Source organism: Pseudomonas sp. HMSC065H01, assembly GCF_001815235.1.
GTDB lineage: Bacteria > Pseudomonadota > Gammaproteobacteria > Pseudomonadales > Pseudomonadaceae > Pseudomonas > Pseudomonas aeruginosa.
Window position 1 is genome coordinate 105,829 of the sequence record NZ_KV819829.1, and the last position, 20,648, is coordinate 126,476.

At 66.6% G+C, this 20,648-nt stretch carries 21 protein-coding genes; 9 read left to right on the forward strand and 12 right to left on the reverse strand.

Features of this window, described 5'->3' with window-relative positions:
• Window positions 1-5: 5 nt before the first annotated feature.
• On the reverse strand, window positions 6-1,103 hold the full coding sequence (locus tag HMPREF3014_RS01550) for an ABC transporter permease (protein ID WP_003107144.1): 1,098 nt from the start codon (window positions 1,101-1,103) through the stop codon (window positions 6-8).
• On the reverse strand, window positions 1,103-2,674 hold the full coding sequence (locus tag HMPREF3014_RS01555; RefSeq protein WP_003158503.1) for an ABC transporter ATP-binding protein: 1,572 nt from the start codon (window positions 2,672-2,674) through the stop codon (window positions 1,103-1,105). The genes HMPREF3014_RS01550 and HMPREF3014_RS01555 overlap by 1 nt, the downstream gene beginning before the upstream one ends.
• Window positions 2,675-3,784: 1,110 nt before the next feature.
• On the opposite strand from HMPREF3014_RS01555, the gene guaD reads away from it, so the two are divergent.
• Window positions 3,785-5,155, forward strand: coding sequence for a guanine deaminase (gene guaD, locus HMPREF3014_RS01565; RefSeq protein ID WP_073647860.1), 1,371 nt, complete (start codon window positions 3,785-3,787; stop codon window positions 5,153-5,155).
• A gap of 112 nt (window positions 5,156-5,267) precedes the next feature.
• On the opposite strand, the gene bauR is transcribed toward guaD, so the two are convergent.
• Window positions 5,268-6,185, reverse strand: a complete 918-nt coding sequence (gene bauR, locus HMPREF3014_RS01570; RefSeq protein WP_003083805.1) for an HTH-type transcriptional activator BauR — start codon at window positions 6,183-6,185, stop codon at window positions 5,268-5,270.
• A 134-nt stretch (window positions 6,186-6,319) separates the two neighbouring features.
• On the opposite strand from bauR, the gene bauA reads away from it, so the two are divergent.
• The 4 genes from bauA (at window position 6,320) to gabP (ending at window position 11,126) form a co-directional block, all read left to right on the forward strand.
• Complete coding sequence (gene bauA / locus HMPREF3014_RS01575; protein ID WP_003083801.1) at window positions 6,320-7,666, forward strand: beta-alanine--pyruvate aminotransferase; 1,347 nt, start codon at window positions 6,320-6,322, stop codon at window positions 7,664-7,666.
• Entirely contained in the window at window positions 7,666-7,953 is a 288-nt protein-coding gene (bauB, locus tag HMPREF3014_RS01580) for a beta-alanine degradation protein BauB (protein WP_003083790.1), read from the forward strand. The genes bauA and bauB overlap by 1 nt, the downstream gene beginning before the upstream one ends.
• A gap of 83 nt (window positions 7,954-8,036) precedes the next feature.
• On the forward strand, window positions 8,037-9,530 hold the full coding sequence (locus tag HMPREF3014_RS01585) for a CoA-acylating methylmalonate-semialdehyde dehydrogenase (protein ID WP_003101230.1): 1,494 nt from the start codon (window positions 8,037-8,039) through the stop codon (window positions 9,528-9,530).
• Window positions 9,531-9,698: 168 nt separating this feature from the next.
• Complete coding sequence (gene gabP / locus HMPREF3014_RS01590; RefSeq protein ID WP_003083784.1) at window positions 9,699-11,126, forward strand: GABA permease; 1,428 nt, start codon at window positions 9,699-9,701, stop codon at window positions 11,124-11,126.
• Window positions 11,127-11,207: 81 nt separating this feature from the next.
• Here gabP and HMPREF3014_RS01595 read toward each other — a convergent pair whose 3' ends face one another.
• Window positions 11,208-11,549 carry a zinc ribbon domain-containing protein YjdM gene (locus HMPREF3014_RS01595; RefSeq protein WP_003101229.1) on the reverse strand — a complete coding sequence of 114 codons (342 nt, stop codon included), beginning with the start codon at window positions 11,547-11,549 and terminating at the stop codon, window positions 11,208-11,210.
• Window positions 11,550-11,621: 72 nt separating this feature from the next.
• The gene (locus HMPREF3014_RS01600; protein ID WP_003101228.1) at window positions 11,622-12,122 is read right to left on the reverse strand and encodes an LEA/WHy family protein; all 501 of its coding nucleotides are present in this window, start codon (window positions 12,120-12,122) and stop codon (window positions 11,622-11,624) included.
• Window positions 12,123-12,222: 100 nt separating this feature from the next.
• Here HMPREF3014_RS01600 and HMPREF3014_RS01605 point away from each other — a divergent pair, with 100 nt between their 5' ends.
• The 4 genes from HMPREF3014_RS01605 (at window position 12,223) to HMPREF3014_RS01620 (ending at window position 14,732) form a co-directional block, all read left to right on the forward strand.
• Window positions 12,223-12,843, forward strand: a complete 621-nt coding sequence (locus tag HMPREF3014_RS01605) for a hypothetical protein (RefSeq protein ID WP_023086863.1) — start codon at window positions 12,223-12,225, stop codon at window positions 12,841-12,843.
• Between the two features lie 175 nt (window positions 12,844-13,018).
• Window positions 13,019-13,246, forward strand: coding sequence for a CopG family ribbon-helix-helix protein (locus tag HMPREF3014_RS01610; RefSeq protein ID WP_003137009.1), 228 nt, complete (start codon window positions 13,019-13,021; stop codon window positions 13,244-13,246).
• Window positions 13,243-13,524, forward strand: coding sequence for a type II toxin-antitoxin system toxin ParE (gene parE / locus HMPREF3014_RS01615; RefSeq protein ID WP_009875660.1), 282 nt, complete (start codon window positions 13,243-13,245; stop codon window positions 13,522-13,524). Before HMPREF3014_RS01610 ends, parE begins: the two co-directional genes overlap by 4 nt.
• Window positions 13,525-13,823: 299 nt before the next feature.
• A complete protein-coding gene (locus tag HMPREF3014_RS01620) occupies window positions 13,824-14,732 on the forward strand; it encodes a LysR family transcriptional regulator (RefSeq protein ID WP_034068016.1) in 909 nt (302 codons plus the stop codon).
• A 31-nt stretch (window positions 14,733-14,763) separates the two neighbouring features.
• Here the strand turns inward: HMPREF3014_RS01620 and HMPREF3014_RS01625 are convergent, their stop codons facing one another.
• The 7 genes from HMPREF3014_RS01625 to HMPREF3014_RS01655 form a co-directional block, all read right to left on the reverse strand.
• A complete protein-coding gene (locus HMPREF3014_RS01625; RefSeq protein WP_003101225.1) occupies window positions 14,764-15,174 on the reverse strand; it encodes an aegerolysin family protein in 411 nt (136 codons plus the stop codon).
• Window positions 15,175-15,353: 179 nt separating this feature from the next.
• The gene (locus tag HMPREF3014_RS01630) at window positions 15,354-16,088 is read right to left on the reverse strand and encodes a GntR family transcriptional regulator (RefSeq protein WP_003117208.1); all 735 of its coding nucleotides are present in this window, start codon (window positions 16,086-16,088) and stop codon (window positions 15,354-15,356) included.
• A 100-nt stretch (window positions 16,089-16,188) separates the two neighbouring features.
• The gene (locus HMPREF3014_RS01635; protein ID WP_004351997.1) at window positions 16,189-16,875 is read right to left on the reverse strand and encodes a FadR/GntR family transcriptional regulator; all 687 of its coding nucleotides are present in this window, start codon (window positions 16,873-16,875) and stop codon (window positions 16,189-16,191) included.
• Window positions 16,876-16,923: 48 nt separating this feature from the next.
• Window positions 16,924-18,273 carry a C4-dicarboxylate transporter DctA gene (locus tag HMPREF3014_RS01640; protein ID WP_003142411.1) on the reverse strand — a complete coding sequence of 450 codons (1,350 nt, stop codon included), beginning with the start codon at window positions 18,271-18,273 and terminating at the stop codon, window positions 16,924-16,926.
• A gap of 229 nt (window positions 18,274-18,502) precedes the next feature.
• Window positions 18,503-19,090: a 2-hydroxychromene-2-carboxylate isomerase gene (locus HMPREF3014_RS01645; protein WP_003119512.1), complete on the reverse strand. Its 588-nt coding sequence runs from the start codon at window positions 19,088-19,090 to the stop codon at window positions 18,503-18,505.
• A 24-nt stretch (window positions 19,091-19,114) separates the two neighbouring features.
• Window positions 19,115-19,843, reverse strand: coding sequence for an SDR family oxidoreductase (locus tag HMPREF3014_RS01650; RefSeq protein WP_003083755.1), 729 nt, complete (start codon window positions 19,841-19,843; stop codon window positions 19,115-19,117).
• Between the two features lie 256 nt (window positions 19,844-20,099).
• Complete coding sequence (locus tag HMPREF3014_RS01655) at window positions 20,100-20,573, reverse strand: winged helix-turn-helix transcriptional regulator (RefSeq protein ID WP_003083753.1); 474 nt, start codon at window positions 20,571-20,573, stop codon at window positions 20,100-20,102.
• Window positions 20,574-20,648: the final 75 nt, after the last annotated feature.

Consider the following 20,648-nt stretch of genomic DNA (forward strand, 5'->3'; position numbering starts at 1 on the left):
TTCGGTCAGGCCAGGGCGTCGCGCAGCGCCGGGCGCTTGCGCCAGCGTCCGTGCAAACGTGGGCGGTAGAGGATCAGCACGTCACAGGCGAGGAGGAAGAACAGCATCATCCCCTGGAACAGCCCGGTCAGCGCCAACGGCAGGTTGAGGCTCATCTGCGCGGCCTCGCCGCCGAGGTAGAGCAACGCCATCAGCAGGCTGGCGCAGAGGATGCCGAACGGATTGAGACGGCCAAGGAAGGCCACGGTGATCGCCGCATAGCCGTAGCCCGGCGAGACCTGCGGCACCAGTTGGCCGATCGGCCCGGCGACCTCGCAGACGCCGGCCAGGCCTGCCAGCGCGCCGGAGAACAGCAGCACGAACCAGACCAGGCGCTTCTCGCGGAAACCGACGAAACCGGCGGCGCGGCGGTCGAGGCCGAGCACGCGGACCTGGAAACCGAGGAAGCTGCGCTGCGCCAGCACCCAGACCGCCGCCAGCGCCAGCAGGCCGAACAATGCGCCAAGGTGCACCCGGCTGTCCTCGAACAGCGCCGGCAGGCGGCTGGCCTCGCCGAACAGCGCCGACTGCGGGAAGTTGAAGCCATCCGGGTCCTTCAACGGCCCGTGCACGCCGTACAGCAGCAGGTTCAGCGCGATGTAGTTGAGCATGATGGTGGTCAGGATCTCGTTGGCGTTGAAGCGCGTTCGCAGCCAGGCGGCGAACCCGGCCCAGAGCGCCCCGGCAGCGGTGCCGGCGAGCAGCACCCAGGCCAGCGCCCAGCGGCTCTGCCAGTCGAGCAACTGGATCGCCACCGCGCTGCCGGCCAGGGCGCCGACCAGCAACTGGCCCTCCGCGCCGATGTTCCACACGCGCGCCTGGTAGGCCAGTGCCAGGCCGAGGGCACAGAGCAGGATCGGCATGGCCTTGACCAGCAGCTCGCCGAGCCCATAGAGGTCGCTGAGCGGCTGTACCAGCACGGTATGCAGGGTCTGCCACGGATCGTGGCCGAGACAGGCGAACAGCAGCGCACCGCAGACCAGGGTCAGCAGCCCCGCCAGCAGCGGAGAGGCCAGCAGCATCCAGCGTGACTGCCGGCCGCGCGGTTCCAGGGACAACAGCATCACAGGCTCCCTTGGGCAACGGCGCCGGCGACTGCCGCCGGCGCCTCGAATTGACCGGCCATCCAGCCGCCGACCTGCTGCGGCGAAGCGCTCGCGGTGGCGACCGCCGGGCACAGCCGACCCGAACACAGCGCGGCGATGCGGTCGCTGAGCAGGAACAGCTCGTCGAGGTCCTCGGAGACCACCAGGATCGCCGTACCGGCATCGCGCAAGGCGATCAGCGCGCGGTGGATCAGCGCCGCCGCGCCGACGTCCACGCCCCAGGTGGGATGCGCCGCCACCAGCAGGCGCGGGGCCTGGAGGATCTCGCGGCCGAGAATGAACTTCTGCAGGTTGCCGCCGGAAAGGCTGCGTGCCGGCGCCCCGGCACCCGGGGCCTTCACGGCGAAACGGCGGATGATCTCCTCGGCCAGCGCCAGCACCTTGCGCCGCCGGACCAACCCGCGCTTCACCAGACCCTGCTGGAAGGCGGTGAGCAGCGCATTGTCCGCCAGGCTCATCTCCGGCACCGCGCCGTGCCCCAGCCGCTCGGCGGGCACGAAGGCCTGGCCGGCGCGGCGCCGCGCATCCGGCGCCAGGTCCGCGCCGGCGCAGCCGCCGAGGCGGATGCGCTCGGCCTGGGCGCGCGGCAGGCGCACTTCGCCGCTGAGCAGAGCGAGCAACTCGTCCTGGCCGTTGCCGGCGACCCCGGCGATACCGAGGATCTCGCCGCTGCGCACCTCCAGATCGAGGCCGGCGAAGGACACGCCGAAGGGGTCCGGGTTGCGCCAGTGCAGGTCGCGCACCTGGAGGAAAGGCGCGCCGCCGGTAACCTTCGGATACTCCGCCGCCAGGCCCTCGGCGTCGCCCACCATCAGCCGCGCCAGCTCGAGATCGGAACATTGCGCCGGCACGCACTGTCCGGCCACCCGTCCGCCGCGCAGCACCGTGGCGCGCTGGCAGAGCGCACGGACCTCGGCCAGCTTGTGGCTGATGAAGAGGACACTGCAGCCCTCTTCCGCAAGACGGCGCAGGGTGACGAAGAGATCCTCGGCCTCGCGTGGGGTCAGCACCGAAGTCGGCTCGTCGAGGATCAGCAGGCGGATGTCCTGCATCAGGCAGCGCACGATCTCCACCCGCTGGCGCTCGCCGATGGACAGCCCATGGACCAGCCGGCGAGGCTCCAGCGGCATGCCGTAGCGCTGCGACACCTCGCGAATACGCGCCTCCAACCGGCGCGGGCTGCCCGCCTCGGCGCCGAGGGCGAGCGCGATGTTCTCCGCCACGCTGAGCGTCTCGAACAGGGAGAAATGCTGGAACACCATGCCGATCCCCAGCGCCCGGGCGCGAGCCGGGTCGCGTACCTGCACCGGCTCGCCCTGCCAGCGGACCTCGCCGGCATCGGGACGGGTCACGCCGTAGATGATCTTCATCAGCGTGCTCTTGCCGGCGCCGTTCTCACCGAGCAGGGCGTGGATCTCGCCGGCGTCGATGCACAGGTCGATGCGGTCGTTGGCCAGGCAACCCGGATAGCGCTTGCTGATCCCGCGCAGTTCGAGGCGCGGCGGCGCGAAGGAGGTAGGTGCGGACATGGCGGGCCCGGTCGGTTGCTCGACGATGCCACGGCCGGTGCAAATACCTGGCCAGGAGGTCAGGAAAGCCCTGGAACGCGGCTTGCGCCGGGAGCCACGGGCCAGGCTGCCGCGCCGAGCGGCACCAAGCCGGAGCACGCCTGGGACGCCGCGGCACATTTGCGGGCAACCCTGCGGCGCACCCGCGTGAGCATTTGTCGCAAAACAGTCATCACCACCTTGCTCACAGAGTTATCCACAGCGTGTCGGGAGCCCATCCGGGACCTTGGGAAGCCTCCCGCGCCGATCGTCCCGGCGATTTTCGCAACATTGGCGATGGACAGAAAACAGCCAACCCGGCAGGCCATGGGCGCGACCTGGCAAGGCATTTTTTCCAACACTTTGCCAACAGCTTTATCCACAAGATATCGACAGCCGTTCGGAGGAGCACGGCAGGACGATCTCTCCCGGCCAAGCCACGGGTCGGCCGAATCCCTGGGGCAGCCCCGGCGGCCCGCTTCCGGCACAGTTTGCCAACAGCTTTTCCACAGGAAACCCGCGGAACGGGAATGCCCGTGAAAATGTCTCCAGGACTTCCCCTTTAGACGCCATGATGCCCATGGATACTGGGTTTTCCGGCTTTCCAGGAAAGTCCGCGGCGATCGACGGAAGCATGCTCGGCGGCGCCATGGGTGGATCCGCTGTCCACAGTTTCGCGATGCACCGTCGTGGCGCATTCCACAGCACCTTTTCCCTGGCTCTTTCGCCAACCGGGAGAAATTCTGCGGCTCCGTCCAATGCCTTTCCCCCGACCGCCGAAGGCATTTTTTCAACGGGGAATGCGAACAGCTTTTCCACAGACAAACCCACAGAAGCGCCAGTTGCCGACCGGGCATTTCGCAAGGCGGACTCAAGGTGCCGGAACGCTTTTCGCGGATCGCCTGCCGGCAGCCAGATGGGCACATCCCGCAATGGCTCGTGCAATCTCTCCGAACACGCGCTACACACAGACTTATCCACAGCATGCGCACAGTGCATAATGGCGGAAGCGAGATCACGCGCCAAAGACGGGATATTTCCGTCGATTTCCCGGACTAAAGAGGCGAAAGCGCCATTCCGGCAGCAGAGGAGATGAACGATGCAGTACCTGCTGGCAACTTCGTCCCCCCACTTATCCTGCACTCCGACCACGGCGGGAGCGCGATGAGCAGTTCGGCCCATCGCGGGCGGATCCTGCATTTCCTCGGCGACCCGGCGAAACTCGGCGACAAGGCCTGGGAGTATTTCGAGGACGGCCTGCTGTGGATCGAACACGGCCACGTGCGCGCGCTCGATCACGCAACCTACCTGCTGCCGCAACTGCCCGCCGACCTGCCGCTGGAGGAGCATCCGCAGCGCCTGCTGCTGCCCGGCTTCGTCGACTGCCATGTGCATTACCCGCAACTCGGAGTGATCGCCTCCTACGGCACCCAACTGCTGGACTGGCTGGAAACCCACACCTTTCCCGCCGAGCAGCGCTTTGCCGATGCCGGCTACTCCGCCGCCCAGGCCGAGCTGTTCCTCGACGAACTGCTGCGCCACGGCACCACTACCGCGCTGGTGTTCGGCACGGTCCATGCGGTATCCGCCGAGGCATTCTTCCAGGCCGCGCAGAAGCGCCGCCTGCGGATGATCGCCGGCAAGGTGCTGATGGACCGCAACGCGCCGCCGGCGCTGTGCGATACCGCGGCCAGTGGCTACGCCGAGAGCCGCGCGCTGATCGAGCGCTGGCACGGCAACGGGCGCCTGCAATACGCGGTCACCCCGCGCTTCGCGCCGACCTCCTCGCCCGAGCAACTGGCCGCGGCGGCGCGCCTGCTGGACGAGTATCCCGGCGTCTACCTGCACACCCATCTTTCGGAGAACCTCAAGGAAGTCGCCTGGGTCGGCGAGCTGTTTCCCCAGGCGCAGGACTACCTGGACGTCTATCATCGCGCCGGCCTGGTCGGCGAACGCAGCGTGTTCGCCCATGGCATCCATCTCTCCGAACGCGAATGCCGCTGCCTGGCGCACAAGAACGCGGCGCTGGCGCACTGTCCCAGTTCCAACCTGTTCATCGGCTCCGGCCTGTTCGACCTTGGCCGCGCCCAGCAATACGGCATCCGCGTCGGCATCGGCAGCGACGTCGGCGGCGGCACCAGCCTGTCGCTGCTGGCCAACCTCGCCGACGCCTACAAGATCCAGCAATTGCGCGGCACCAGCCTCGATCCGTTCCAGGCGCTCTACCTGGCCACCCTCGGCGGCGCCAGGGCGCTCGACCTGGACGGCCTGGTCGGTAACTTCCTGCCCGGCCGCGAAGCCGACTTCGTCGCCCTCGACCTGGCCGCCACGCCGATGATCGCCCAGCGCATGGAGCATGCGCGCGGCCTGGCCGATACCCTGTTCGTGCTGAACACCCTGGGCGACGACCGCGCGGTGGCGGAGACCTGGGTGATGGGGGAGCGGCGCCATGTGAAGGGGTGAGAGTCTCTTTCCCGCGTTGGCTCGGCCCGTCGCTGCATGCCACCTCCTCGCGCCGTAGAGAAAAGACGCCGTTCGGCGGGCGGCCGAAGCTCGCGTTACTCCATCCGCGCCCTCACGACACCGCCACCGCCTCCAGGAAGCGCTCCAGCACCAGGTTCGGCCGGCGTCCCTTGCGGGTCACGATGGTCAGCGCGATGGCATAGTGGAAACGCTCCGGCAGCAGGGGCCGCAGCATCCCGGCGGCGACCCAGTCGGCAGCGTAGTGCGACGGCAGGTAGCCGATGAAGTTGCCGGTCAGGATCAGGAATGCCATGCCCTCACGGTCCGAGGCGCTGGCGCTGTTGTTCAGCTCCTGGTGGCGCGCCTGGGCTTCGGCGGGCAGGCGGTAGCTGGGCGCCACGGCGTCCGCGGCGAGCACCTCGTCCACCGCGATATCGCCGTCGGCGCGCTCGAACAGTGCGTGGCCGCGGCTGCAATAGAGCTGCGCGTGCTCGTCATACAGCGGCAGGTACTCGAGCCCCGACAGCGGACTGATCAACGGCACCACGCCGACATGCAGGTGGCCGTCGAGCACGCCCAGTTCGATCTCGTTGGGGGTGGTCATGCCGATGTTGATCCGCACCTGCGGTCCCTGCCCCTTGAGCGCGCTGAGAGCGTGGGTGATGCGCATCTGCGGCAGGGTCACCAGGTTGTTGATGATGCCGATGTTGAGTTCGCCGCGCAGGTGCTGGTGCAGGTCGTTGACCTCGGCGCGGAACCCCTCCAGCGCCGCCAGCAGGGTCTGGGTCGCGCGATAGACCTCGCGGCCCTCGTCGGTCAGGGCGAAGCCGGCGCGGCCGCGCTGGCACAGGCGCATGCCCAGGCGCTTCTCCAGGTCGCCCATGTGCAGGCTGATCGCCGAGCGGCTGAGGCCGAGAGTGCTCTCCGCGGCGGAGAAACTGCCGCACTCGACGATGGTCTTGAAGATGCGCAGCAGGCGGATATCGAAATCGCTGACCTGGCCGAGCGACGGGTTGCGGGATTTGGCCATTATTGTTTTACCCAGTCGAAACTAAACGTGAGAAGAATAAGCTTTATCTAACCTTTCGTCAGGGCCAAGCTTGATCCAACGCTCCGCCGCCGCGTGCGCGGAACCTTCCAACAAGAAAGCCCGAGGATCGAACGATGAACCAGCCGCTCAACGTGGCCCCGCCGGTTTCCAGCGAACTCAACCTGCGCGCCCACTGGATGCCCTTCTCCGCCAACCGCAACTTCCAGAAGGACCCGCGGATCATCGTCGCCGCCGAAGGCAGCTGGCTGACCGACGACAAGGGCCGCAAGGTCTACGACAGCCTGTCCGGCCTGTGGACCTGCGGCGCCGGCCACTCGCGCAAGGAAATCCAGGAGGCGGTGGCTCGCCAGCTCGGTACCCTCGACTACTCGCCGGGCTTCCAGTACGGCCATCCGCTGTCCTTCCAGTTGGCCGAGAAGATCGCCGGGTTGCTGCCAGGCGAACTGAACCACGTGTTCTTCACCGGTTCCGGCTCCGAGTGCGCCGACACCTCGATCAAGATGGCCCGCGCCTACTGGCGCCTGAAAGGCCAGCCGCAGAAGACCAAGCTGATCGGCCGCGCCCGCGGCTACCACGGGGTCAACGTCGCCGGCACCAGCCTCGGCGGGATCGGCGGCAACCGCAAGATGTTCGGCCAGCTGATGGACGTCGACCACCTGCCGCACACCCTGCAACCGGGCATGGCGTTCACCCGCGGGATGGCCCAGACCGGCGGCGTCGAGCTGGCCAACGAGCTGCTCAAGCTGATCGAACTGCACGACGCCTCGAACATCGCCGCGGTGATCGTCGAGCCGATGTCCGGCTCCGCCGGCGTACTGGTACCGCCGGTCGGCTACCTGCAGCGCCTGCGCGAGATCTGCGACCAGCACAACATCCTGCTGATCTTCGACGAGGTGATCACCGCCTTCGGCCGCCTGGGCACCTACAGCGGCGCCGAGTACTTCGGCGTCACCCCGGACCTGATGAACGTCGCCAAGCAGGTCACCAACGGCGCCGTGCCGATGGGCGCGGTGATCGCCAGCAGCGAGATCTACGACACCTTCATGAACCAGGCGCTGCCCGAGCACGCGGTGGAGTTCAGCCACGGCTACACCTACTCCGCGCACCCGGTCGCCTGCGCCGCCGGCCTCGCCGCGCTGGACATCCTGGCCAGGGACAACCTGGTGCAGCAGTCCGCCGAGCTGGCGCCGCACTTCGAGAAGGGCCTGCACGGCCTGCAAGGCGCGAAGAACGTCATCGACATCCGCAACTGCGGCCTGGCCGGCGCGATCCAGATCGCCCCGCGCGACGGCGATCCGACCGTGCGTCCGTTCGAGGCCGGCATGAAGCTCTGGCAACAGGGTTTCTACGTGCGCTTCGGCGGCGATACCCTGCAATTCGGCCCGACCTTCAACGCCAGGCCGGAAGAGCTGGACCGCCTGTTCGACGCGGTCGGCGAAGCGCTCAACGGCATCGCCTGATGAGCGGCCGCCCGCAAGCCGTACCCACCGTGCAGGTGGACAACGCCGAGGTGATCGTGACCGAATGGCGCTTCGCCCCCGGCGCGGAAACCGGGCGCCACCGCCACGGCCACGACTATGTGGTGGTACCGCTGACCGACGGCACGCTGCTGCTGGAAACCCCCGAGGGCGACCGCCACGCGCCGCTGGTCGCCGGACAGGCCTACTTCCGCAAGGCCGGCGTCGAGCACAACGTGATCAACGCCAGCGCACACGAAGTGGTCTTCGTCGAGACCGAGATCAAGTAATCCGCACCCGCTCCCCAGGGAGCGGGTAAAGGGAAAGGGCCACGGCCCTTTCGTCACCCCTAGCGAAGAGAGAACAAGACAAGATGGGCACCCTCCACCACCTGATCAACGGCGAAATGGTCGCCGACAACGGCCGCAGCGCCGACGTCTTCAACCCCTCCACCGGCGAAGCCATCCACAAGGTCCCGCTGGCCGACGGCAAGACCCTGCAGAAAGCCATCGATGCCGCCAGGGCCGCTTTCCCGGCCTGGCGCAACACCCCGCCGGCCAAGCGTGCACAGGTGCTGTACCGCTTCAAGCAACTGCTGGAGCAGAACGAGGCGCGGATTTCCAAGCTGATCAGCGAAGAGCACGGCAAGACCCTGGAAGACGCCGCCGGCGAACTCAAGCGCGGCATCGAGAACGTCGAGTACGCCTGCGCCGCCCCGGAAATCCTCAAGGGCGAGTACAGCCGCAACGTCGGCCCGAACATCGACGCCTGGAGCGACTTCCAGCCGATCGGCGTGGTCGCCGGGATCACCCCGTTCAACTTCCCGGCGATGGTGCCGCTGTGGATGTACCCGCTGGCCATCGCCTGCGGCAACACCTTCATCCTCAAGCCCTCCGAGCGCGACCCCAGCTCCACCCTGCTGATCGCCGAGCTGTTCCACGAAGCCGGCCTGCCGAAGGGCGTGCTGAACGTGGTGCACGGCGACAAGGAAGCCGTGGACGGCCTGCTCCAGGCGCCGGAAGTGAAAGCCATCAGCTTCGTCGGCTCGACCCCCATCGCCGAATACATCTATGCCGAGGGCACCAAGCGCGGCAAGCGCGTGCAGGCCCTGGGCGGCGCGAAGAACCATGCGGTGCTGATGCCCGACGCCGACCTCGACAACGCCGTCAGCGCGTTGATGGGTGCCGCCTACGGCTCCTGCGGCGAGCGCTGCATGGCGATCTCGGTGGCGGTATGCGTCGGCGACCAGGTGGCCGACGCGCTGATCGCCAAGCTGGTTCCGCAGATCAAGGCGCTGAAGATCGGCGCCGGCACTTCCTGCGGCCTCGACATGGGCCCGCTGGTCACTGCCGCCGCGCAGGCCAAGGTCACCGGCTACATCGACAGCGGCGTGGCCCAGGGCGCGGAGCTGGTGGTGGACGGCCGTGGCTACCAGGTCGCCGGCCACGAGAACGGCTTCTTCCTCGGCGGCAGCCTGTTCGACCGGGTGACCCCGGAAATGACCATCTACAAGGAAGAGATCTTCGGCCCGGTGCTGTGCGTGGTTCGCGTCAACAGCCTGGAAGAGGCCATGCAGTTGATCAACGACCACGAATACGGCAACGGCACCTGCATCTTCACCCGCGACGGCGAGGCCGCACGCCTGTTCTGCGACGAGATCGAGGTCGGCATGGTCGGCGTCAACGTCCCGCTGCCGGTGCCGGTGGCCTACCACAGCTTCGGCGGCTGGAAGCGCTCGCTGTTCGGCGACCTCCACGCCTACGGCCCGGACGGCGTGCGCTTCTACACCCGGCGCAAGGCCATCACCCAGCGCTGGCCGCAGCGGGCCAGCCACGAGGCCTCGCAATTCGCCTTCCCCAGCCTCTGAAGGCTGACGACAACAGGCATGGTCGGTAACGACCATGCCTTTTTTCTTTTTCCGCAATCAGGAGTCCGCAACGTTCCACCGCCGTGAAACCTCACCCACGGCCGCACCCATGGCGTCGCCCACAAGGCGGCCCAGACCTTGCCCAAGAACAATTAAAGGGTCTCAACGATGTCCAAAGTCGTACTGGCTTCACAACTGCCGAACAAGCGCAACGCCTCGCTCGCGCCCGGCCTGAAACAACGCCACGTCACCATGCTGTCGATCGCCGGGGTGATCGGCGCCGGCCTGTTCGTCGGCTCCGGCCATGCCATCGCCGCCGCCGGCCCGGCCGCCCTGCTCGCCTACCTGATCGCCGGCACCCTGGTGGTGCTGGTCATGCGCATGCTCGGCGAAATGGCGGTCGCCTCCCCCGATACCGGTTCCTTCTCCACCTACGCCGATCGCTCCATCGGCCGCTGGGCCGGTTTCACCATCGGCTGGCTCTACTGGTGGTTCTGGGTGCTGGTGATCCCCCTCGAAGCGATCGCCGCCGCGGCCATCCTCAACGCCTGGTTCCCGGCCATCGACACCTGGATCTTCGCCCTCGCGGTGACCTTCCTGCTCACCGTCACCAACCTCTTCAGCGTGGCCCGCTACGGCGAGTTCGAGTTCTGGTTCGCGCTGCTCAAGGTGATCGCCATCATCGCCTTCATCGTACTCGGCGCGGTGGCCATCGTCGGCGGCCTGCCGGAACGCGAGGTCAGCGGCCTGTCCAGCCTGATGGCGAGCCACGGCGGCTTCGTGCCGAACGGCTACGGCGCGGTGCTCGGCGCCCTGCTGACGACCATGTTCAGCTTCATGGGCACCGAGATCGTCACCATCGCCGCCGCCGAGTCCAAGGACCCGGCGAAGCAGATCACCCGCGCCACCAACTCGGTGATCTGGCGGATCGGCCTGTTCTACCTGGTGTCGATCTTCATCGTGATCTCCATCGTGCCGTGGAACGACCCGCTGCTGATCCAGGTCGGCTCCTACCAGCGCGCCCTGGAGCTGCTGGACATCCCGCACGCCAAGCTGATCGTCGACCTGGTGGTACTGGTCGCCGTGGCCAGTTGCCTGAACTCGGCGATCTACACCTCGTCGCGGATGGTCTTCTCCCTGGCCAAGCGCGGCGACGCCCCGAGCGTGCTCAAGCTGACCAACACCGCCCACGTACCACGCCCGGCGGTGCTGGCCAGCACCGCGGTGGGCTTCCTCACCACCATCGTCAACTACTTCGCACCGGAGAAGGTCTTCACCTTCCTCCTCGCCAGCTCCGGCGCCGTGGCGCTACTGGTGTACCTGGTGATCGCCGTGGCCCAGTTGCGCATGCGCAAGCAATTGCAGGCCAGCGGCCAGCCCATCGAGTTCCGCATGTGGCTATATCCCTGGCTGACCTGGGCGGTGATCCTGTTCATCGTCGCCGCGCTGAGCATCATGCTGATCATGCCGGAGCACCGTCACGAGGTGTTCGCCACCGCTCTGCTGACGATCTTCACCGTCTGCCTCGGGCTGCTCAACGCGCGACGCAAGCCGCGCCTCGGCGAGGACTACGCCGGGAAGACGGCGCGGGTCTGAGTCCACCACCGGGGGAAGAACCCAGACAGCCCTCCAAAGAAAAGCCCGGCCAATGGCCGGGCTTCTTCAGGCAAGGTCGTCTCAGACCTTCCTGACGAATTCCGATTTCAGCTTCATCGCGCCAATGCCGTCGATCTTGCAATCGATGTCGTGGTCGCCGTCCACCAGGCGGATGTTCTTCACCTTGGTGCCGACCTTCACCACCAGCGAGGAGCCTTTCACTTTCAGGTCCTTGATCACGGTGATGGTATCGCCGTCCTGGAGAACGTTGCCCACCGAGTCCTTGATCACCTTGCCATCATCGGACGCCGTAGCGGCCTCGTTCGGCGACCATTCATGGGCGCACTCCGGGCAGACCAGCAGCGCACCATCCTCGTAGGTGTATTCGGAGTTGCATTGGGGACAGGGCGGCAGCGTGCTCACGGCATTCTCTCTTCAGCAGGGGGACGAAAACCGCAGATTATATAGGGTTTCTCGCTCCCCTGCCGAACCGCCTCAGAGCCCCTTGGTCTTCGGCGCGCCGACGGCCGGCCCGGAGAAGTCGAGGGTGCCCTTTTCGCTGAAGCGCACGGTGCCGAACAGGCCTCCGGCGAGCTTGCCCTTCACCACGTAGGGCATGCCCCGGGTCGGAGCGTTGTTGCTCAGGCCCCAGGCCTGGCGGAAGGCGGAAAAGGCGGAGACGGTCAGCGGCACGCTCACCACCCGCTCGCCGAAGCGCGGCACCTCGCCGGTCTGGTCGCTGACGCCGCTGGCCAGGGGCTGGCCGTTGACGTCGAGGTCGAGGGCGATGCCGTTGTATTCGATCGGCTCGTCGTTGGGGTTCTGTACCCGCAGCTTGACCATGAAGCGCATTTCCATGCCTTGCCCCGGCAGGGGTTCCAGGCCGACCAGGTCGATACGCAACGGATCGCGCTGGCCGAAGGTGCTGCAGGCGCTCAACAGGACGCCCAGGCACAGGGCCGGCAGCAGGCGGCCGAGGTTCGCAGGCAGGCGCATGGGTTCTCCTCCTTGGGTCGAATGTGCGCCCATGGTGCCACAGCCGCTAGAATTCGCCGCGCAGCCGATCCGGCTGCGCCAATGGACAAAGGACATGCCCATGCCTACACGCGTTCTGCGCGGCCTCGTCGCCGCCCTCCCCTTGCTCCTCGCCGCCTGCTCGGACTCCGCTCCGTCCAGCGAGGAGATCGCCCGCTTGCTCGCCGAGCGCGGCTTCGACAAACCCGCCTGCGCCAGCTCCACCCTGTTCAAGACGTTCCCGGTGACGCTCTCCGACAGCTTCTCCGGCCCCGGCCCGGCGAAAGGCAACGCCGCGGTCTACGACGCGCTGGTCGGCGTCGGCCTGCTGCGCCGCGACGGCGATTCCTACGACCTCACGCCCGCCGGCCGCGAGGACTACAAGCCCGAGTCGAAGGCCTTCTGCTACAGCAGCGGCTTCGACGTCAGCGTCCGTTCGGTGGACCCCGCCAAGCCCGACGACTACGGCCCGGCCGTGGAAAAGGGCTGGTTGGTCACCGTCGAGGTCAAGCCACGCGAAGTGAAGGACTGGGCGAAGAACCCCGAGGTGCTCAAGCAGGCCAGCCTGACCACCCTGCAACAGATCACCCAACCGCAGGTCGGCCAGGTCTCGCTGGTCAAGCCACGCGGCGAGGAAGGCTACAAGCTCGTCAACACCCGCTTCTCGCCCAGGCAGGGCTTCCACTTCAACCAGGCCTGGTAATCCCGCGCCACCCTTCCGCCCGCCCCGCTCGGGGCGGGCTCCTCATTCAACCCACTGATCGATAAAGGTTTTTTCGTCGGACGAAACAGCCTGGCGATTGCTCGTCCGAGGGCTTTCGTATACATTCGTTTTCACTGTAAACACCGTATACAACGAAAACGAAGCTGATCAGAAAATGAGCACCGTAGTCTCGTTCCGCGCCGATGACGCCCTGGTCGCGGCCCTCGACGAACTGGCCCGCGCCACCCACCGCGACCGCCCGTATCACCTGCGGCAGGCGCTCGCGCAGTACCTGGAAAGGCAGCAGTGGCAGGTCGCTGCCATCGATGAAGGCTTGGCCGATGCCAATGCCGGTCGCCTGCTGGAGCACGCGGAGATCGAGAAGCGCTGGGGGCTGCAATGAGCCTGAAGTGGACCCGTAAGGCGGCCGCCGACCTGGACGCCATCTACGACCATTACGTCGTGCTGATCGGCCCGGAAAAAGCTCTGAAAGCCGTTCAGGACATCGTCGAGCAGGTGAAACCGCTGCAGCAGGTAGCCAACCAGGGGGCAGGGCGGCCCAGCGAGGTGCCAGGCGTACGCACCCTGACCCTGAAGCGCTGGCCGTTCAGCGCCCCGTTTCGGGTTAAAGGCAAGGAAATCCAGATTTTGCGCATCGACAGAGTCGAAATTACCCCCTGAAAGTGGTCACACGGTTACAAGATATTTCAAAACGAATATTTACCTTGACTTGTACGTAGTGACCTATTTCGGACAAAACATCCATAACTCACAAGAAATGGACATTTTTCGACCAGACAAATGAGAGCGACCAACTTGCGACCACTTCAACCTGATTAGTTCTTTAACTGACTTATGCTTCGCTCCCATACGCATCCGTATTTTTCCGAAACCCGACGACCTCGCCCGCTGGGCATGCTTTCTCGCGCTTTTTCCGGTGATTTTTCCCCAGGCGCAGTCTCCCGCAAGGAGGAACCGGCATGGATTCGCTGAAAGGCATGGCGATCTTCGCCACTGTGGTGGACAAGGGCTCGATGGCAGCCGCGGCCCAGAGCCTGGGCATGACCCCTTCGGCAGTCAGCCAGCAGATCCGCAAGCTGGAGAGCCGCGCCCAGGTCACTTTGCTGCATCGCACCACCCGCCGGCTGACCCTGACCGAGGCCGGCGAGGCGTTCTATCGCAGTTGCGCGCAGATGCTGGCGATCGCCGAGGAAGCCGAGCGGCGGCTTGGCGAATGGCGCGATGCGCCGGTGGGTGAGTTGCGCCTGGCGGCGCCGGTGGGGTTCTCCGGCACGCTGATCACCCAGGCGCTGAAACCGTTGCTGGAGAACCACCGCCAGTTGCGCCTGCAGCTGTTCTTCCAGGACGAGCGCATCGATCTGGTCGCCGAGCACATCGACCTGGCGATACGCGTCGGCAATCTCGCCGACTCCAGCCTGGTGGCGCGCCACCTCGGCGATTGGAGCAGCGTGCTCTGCGCGGCGCCGGCCTATTTGCGCCAACGGGCGCCCATCAACCGTCCGGAGCAGTTGACCGAGGTCGACTGGATTTCCCTGAACACCTCGAACCACCTCAACCACCTGACGCTCAGCGGGCCGGGCGGGGAAGTCTGCAAACTGCGCCTGGAGCCACGGGTGGCCGCCAACGGGATGCTCGCGGTGCGTCAGTTCACCCTCGACGGACTCGGCGTGTCCTACCAGCCGCTGCCGGAGGTGCGCGACGCGCTGAACGACGGGCGCCTGCAACAGCTATTGCCGGAGTGGAGGATTCCCGGGCTCGGCATCTATGCGGTGACGCCACGGCGCGAGGCCCAGCCGGCCAAGGTGAAGGTCGCCATCGAGGCGCTGCGGCGAGCGTTCGCCACGGACGGGGATGAGCGCTGGAGCTGACCGACGGACTGCCGGCCAGCTCCAGGTACCGTCAGGAGAAGCGGCCGAGGGTCAGGGTGACCTCGCCGATGTCCGTGCCCGTAGCGTTGCCGCCGCTGGTGATGCCGGCATAGTCCGCCGATGCCGGCGTGAAGCTCCAGGTGTTGGTGGCGCCGGATTTCCACGGGTCATCCCAGCTGAAGGTGCCCATCTTGGTGTTGCCGTCGTAGCAGTCGAAGCTGCCCTGGGTGCCGGACGAAGCGTTCTCCCGTCCGCAGGAGGCGATCCATTGCGGGCTGCCGGCCTGCACGTTCATGCTGCTGACTTCCTCGGTGGAAATCTCGTCGTCCTTGTTGGTGTAGCGGTAGAACTTGCCCCATTGCAAGGTGGCGTTGCGGATGCCCACCGTGCCGATGGATTTGGATACCACGACCTTCACTGCGATCCATTCTGCGTATGCCATGTCGATCTCCGTTAACCATGCGTTCACAGCTTCCTGTAGGACGTCACGGACAGGACCGGGCGCTCACAACGGACCCTTGGCTACTTCGACCAGCACGGCGCCATCCCTGACCCGCTTCACTATAGGCTGGCCACCAGCCACCACCGCCTGCCAGATCTGGTAGGCGGCGGCCGGGGAGGTCAGGCCCTCCGGCGTTTTTCCCCGCGAGGGGCCTTCATGCCGAATGCCTCGCGCAGGTCGGTGGTGGGTGGCGGCAGGAAGCGCATGCGGGCGAACAGGCCTCGCAGGTAAGCGTCCATCAGCGCAGCCGCCGCCGCGCTGTCGCCGTCCTCCAGGGCATCGAGCAGGGCGCGCTGCGCGGCGCAGGCCTCGGCGGTATAGACCGCCCCCTTGTTCAGCGCGATGTCCAGCGAGGCGCGTGCCACCAGGCCACGGACGAAACCCTGCAGCAAGGGATTCTCGGTCAGTTCGGCCAGGCGCAGGTGGAAGCGCCCGGCGAGACGGATCAGCCCGGCGCTGTCGCGGGCCGCGAGGCAAGCCTGCTCCTCGTCGACCAGCGCCCGTAGCTCGGCAAGGGCGGCGGGATCCAGCCCCGCGGGCAGTTGCCGCACCACTTCGCTTTCCACCAGCAGGCGCGCGTCCAGCACCTGCCGCGCCTGGCGCTCGTCCGGGCGGGCGACGCTGGCGACCTCCTTCGGCGGCATCACCACCGCGCCGTCCTCGGCGAGACGGGTGAGGGCACGCTGGATGGTACCGTTGCTGACCCGGAAGATCTGCCCGAGGGTTTCCTTGCTCAGCTTGGCGGCCGGCGCCAGGCGCTTTTCCAGGATTGCCGTGTAGATGCTTTCGTAGACGAAATGGCTGGTGGGGCGCAGCGCGGCGCCCTGCTGGGTACGTGCTTCGAATCCGACCATGTTCACACCTGTCGAGTCGTGCTTGTGGGCCTTCGCAGGCGGCGGACGAAAGCCGTCCGGGCGCCGCGACGGACCCGGGTTGGAACCCTGGCGCGGGCGATCAGACCTGCGGCAAGCGCAGGTCGATGTTCAGGCGCGCGCCTTCGTTGAGGATGTGCTGACGCATCGCCTGGCTCGCCCGCTCGCTGTCGTGCTGGCGGATCGCACGGAGGATGGCGTCGTGTTCCTGGAGGATCTCCTCGGCGCATTCCGGCTGGCGGCGCACCAGGTTGTCGCTGCGCTCCAGGGCGCTGCCGATCTGTTCGGAAACGCTGAGGAAGATCGGGTTCGAGGTGAGCTTCACCAGGCGCCGGTGGAAGGCCGTGTAGGCCTCAACCAGAGCCTGCGGGTCGCCATCCTCGACCGCTTCGCGCAGGTCCAGCAGCAACAGCCGCAGTTCGCTGATCTCCGCCGCCCCGGCGCTCTGCGCGACGATGCCGACGATGAACGGCTCCAGCGCATAGCGCAGTTGCAGGACGTCTTCCATGGTCGCCTCGCCGGGCGCCGCGACCTCGCGCAGCGGTTCGCTGCGTTCGAGGACCATCACGCCCTTGCCCGGCAGCGAACGGACCACGCCCAGGGTCTCCAGGACCATGATCGCCTCGCGCAGGCTCGGCCGGCTGATTTCCATCTGTTCAGCCAGCTCGCGCTGGCCGGGCAACATCTGGCCGGCGACCCAGCGACCCTGCTCGATGGTGTCGAGCAGGCGCTGGGCAACCGCGTTGACCAGCTTGGACGAAGAAAACATGTCGCCTCCCTTTACTTGCCAATCGGACGTGCAACGCGCCTCGGCGCGTCAGCCATGCAGCTTGCCTTCCCCGGCCACCGCGCTGCGCTTGAGCGGCTCGCCGTCGGCCTTGGCCGGCGCCTCCAGGCGCCCGTCGAGTATGGCCTGCGCGCGCGGCATATCGATGTCGTTTTCCCAGCGGGCGATGGTCACGGTGGCCACGCAGTTGCCGATCAGGTTGGTCAGCGCGCGGCCGATGCCCATGAACCAGTCCACCGAAAGCACCAGCACCAGGCCGGCCACCGGGATCGCCGGCACCGCGGTGAGGGTGGCGGCGAGGATCACCAGGGCCGAGCCGGGAATGCCGTGGGCGCCCTTGGAGGTGACCAGCGAAACCAGCAGGATGGTGATCAGGTCGGTCATCGCCAGCGGCGTGCCGGTGACGTGGGCGATGAACACCACCGCCAGGGTCAGGTAGATCGAGAATCCGTCGAGGTTGAACGAGTAGCCGGTGGGAATCACCAGGCCTACCGTGGAGCTGCGGATGCCCATGTGCTCGAGCTTGCGCATCACCTGCGGCAGCACCGCGTCGGAGGAGGCGGTGCCCATCACGATCAGCAGCTCTTCGCGGAAGTAGCGCAGGAACGGCAGCATGCGCACCCCGGAGAGACGCAGGACGCTACCGAGCACCGCCATGACGAAGACCAGGCAGGTGGCGTAGAACACCAGCACCAGCGCGCCCAGGTGGCTGAGCGAGTCGACGCCGTAGCGGGCGGTGGTGAAGGCCACCGCGCCGAACACGCCGAGCGGTGCCAGGCGCACGATCATGCCCATGATGCGGAACACGATGTGGCTGAATTCGTTGATCAGGCGGGCCACGCCGCTGGCCTGCTCGCCGACCAGGTTCAGGGCGCTGCCGAACAGCACGGAGAACAGCAGGACCTGGAGGATGTCGTTCTCGGCGAAGGCGCTGAACACAGAGGTCGGGATCAGGCCCATGAGGAATGCCACGGGGCCATGGATTTCCTGGGTGCGCCCGGTATACAGGGCGACGTCGCCGGCGGGCAGTTCGTTGAGATGGATGTTGGCGCCGCTGCCCAGGCCCAGGCTGTAGGCGACCACCAGGCCGAGGACCAGGGCGATGGTGGTGAGGATTTCGAAGTAGATCACCGACTTCAGGCCGATGCGGCCGACCTTCTTCAGGTCGCCGGCGCCGGAGATGCCGTTGACCACCACGCAGAAGACGATCAGTGCGATGAGCATCTTGATCAGCTTGATGAAGCCATCGCCCAGCGGCTTCATCTGCACGGCCAGGTCGGGAATGCCGACCCCGCAGATCACGCCTATCACCAGGCCAATCACGACTTGCAGGAATATCGAGCGGGAACAGCGCTTGATGAACATCGCAGGAGTCTCCATTCGGCGCTTCCATCGGGCCTCGCGGAGGCGGGCGATGAACGCATTTTTATTGTGGTATTACCGGTCTGACCAGTTCAGCCTATACGCAAAGAAGTCGGCCTGACAAGCCGCTATCGGCGGGCGCGACGAATGGCCAGGAACCGCGGCACGCGCGGGCCGCAGCCGGGAGAAGGGCGCTCGGATGGCGCAAGGCGGCGGGCCAGAGCGGCTCGCCGCGGGGAAGGGGAGGTCAGCCGGCGAGGGCCTCGGCGACGAAATCGAGGCGATCCTGGCCGAAGAACAACTGGTCGCCGACGAAGAAGCTGGGCGCGCCGAAGACGCCGCGCCGCACCGCCTCTTCGGTGGTCGCCTTGAGCCCCTCCTTGACCTGCTCGTCGCCAACCAGGCGGAGGAACTCATCCGGATCGAACCCGGCCTCCGCCAGCACCTGGGCGACCACCTCGGGCTTGCCGAGGTTCTGCTGTCGTACCCACAACGCTTCGAACACCGCTTTCAGGTAGGGCTGGAACCCTTCGCCGCCGAGATAGCCCTGGGCGCCGCGCATCAGCGTCAGGGTGTTGATCGGGAAGGCCGGGTTGAAGGCCAGCGGCACGCCGTAGCGTTTCGCATAGCGCGCCAGGTCGTGGAGGGTGTAGCGCCCCTTGGCCGGCACCTCGATCGGCGAATGGTTGCCGGTGGCCTTGAACACGCCGCCCAGCAGCATCGGCCGCCAGGCGATGCTCGCGCCATGGGCGGCGGCGATGCGCGGCAGTTGGGTCCAGGCGAGGTAGGTGGTAGGACTGCCGAAGTCGAAGAAGAACTCGATTTGCTTGCTCATGCGTGGCTCTTTCCGTGGCGGGGATCAGAAGGTTTCCATCCAGGGGCGCAGGTCCAGTTCGTGCACCCAGCAGTCGCGCGGCTGGCAGTGGATCTGCCAGTAGGTCTCGGCGATGTGCTCGGGATCGAGGATGCCGTCCTGCTCCTTGCGCTTGTACAGCTCGGGCAGGGTTTCGCGGATGAAGTCGGTGTCGATGGCGCCGTCGATGATCGGGTGGGCGACGTGGATGCCCTTCGGCCCCAGCTCGCGCGCCATGCTCTGGGCCAGGGCACGCAGGGCGAACTTGGCGCCGGAGAACGCGGCGAAATGCGCGCGGCCGCGCAACGAGGCGGTGGCGCCAGTGAAGATGATCGTTCCGCGCTGCCGCGGCAGCATCACCCGCGCCGCCTCGCGGCCGGTGAGGAAGCCGCCGAAGGCGGCCATCTCCCAGACCTTGCGATAGACCCGTTCGGTGGTTTCGGTGATCGGGAACCAGACGTTGGCGCCGACGTTGAAGATCACCGCCTCCAGCGCACCGACCTCACCCTCGATGCGGGCGAAGAGGTCGATCACCTGCTGCTCCTGGCGTGCGTCGCAGCCGCAGGCCAGAGCCTCGCCGCCTTGGTCGCGGATGGCCTGCACCAGCGGCTCCAGCTTCTCCGCGTTGCGCCGGGCGACGCACGCCACGTAGCCCTCGCGGGCGAACCGCCGGGCGATGGCGCCACCGGTGGCGTCGCCGGCGCCCATTACCAGAACCGCTTTGCGCTGGGTCATTGCAGAGGCCTCTCTTGTTAGTTCTTTTTTAGAACCCAATAGAGACGATAGTTAGTTCTTAAAAGGAACTTGTCAACTGGCAAGGGCTCGAGTGATATCCGCGCACCAATTACTCTGCCTGTCCCGGCCTGCCCGGCACGTCCTCTCCCTGAAGAGAGGGGACCGGTCGGCGGAGCCTGGTACGACAGCGTCCTTCCTGCCGTAACGCCATCGGCGTTTATCCGCCGATTCGCGTCGGCGGCCAGGCCTGGAACGCTCAGCCGCGCCGCAGCAGGCGCCCCTTCCAGAACAGCCCCTCGCGTACCGTCACGTCCCGCGCGTGCAGCGGCTCACCGCATTCGGAACAGACCAGCACGCCATGCATGTGCTGGCCGCAATGCTTGTGCACATGCTCGAGTGGCGGCCCCTCGACGCCGGCGAGGTGGCGGTCGCCCCAGTTCACCAGGGAAAGGATGGCCGGGTACAGTTCCATCCCTTTCTCGGTAAGCCGGTATTCCTCGCGCAGCGGCCTTTCCTGGTAGGGCACCTTGGCCAGTATCTCCGCTTCGACAAGGCGCTTGAGGCGGTCGGCGAGGACGTGACGGGTCACGCCGAGGCTGCGCTCGAAGTCGTCGAAACGGCGCACGCCGAGAAAGCAGTCGCGCAATACCAGCAGGGTCCAGCGATCGCCGAGGATCGCCAGCACCCGCGCCAGCGAACAGGGTTGTTCGCTCAGTTCTTCCCAACGCATGAGACACCTCCAGCCGTTCGGCAAAGGATAGTCGCGTGGGTTCTGAAACGAAACCGACCGGCCACGCCTTTCCAG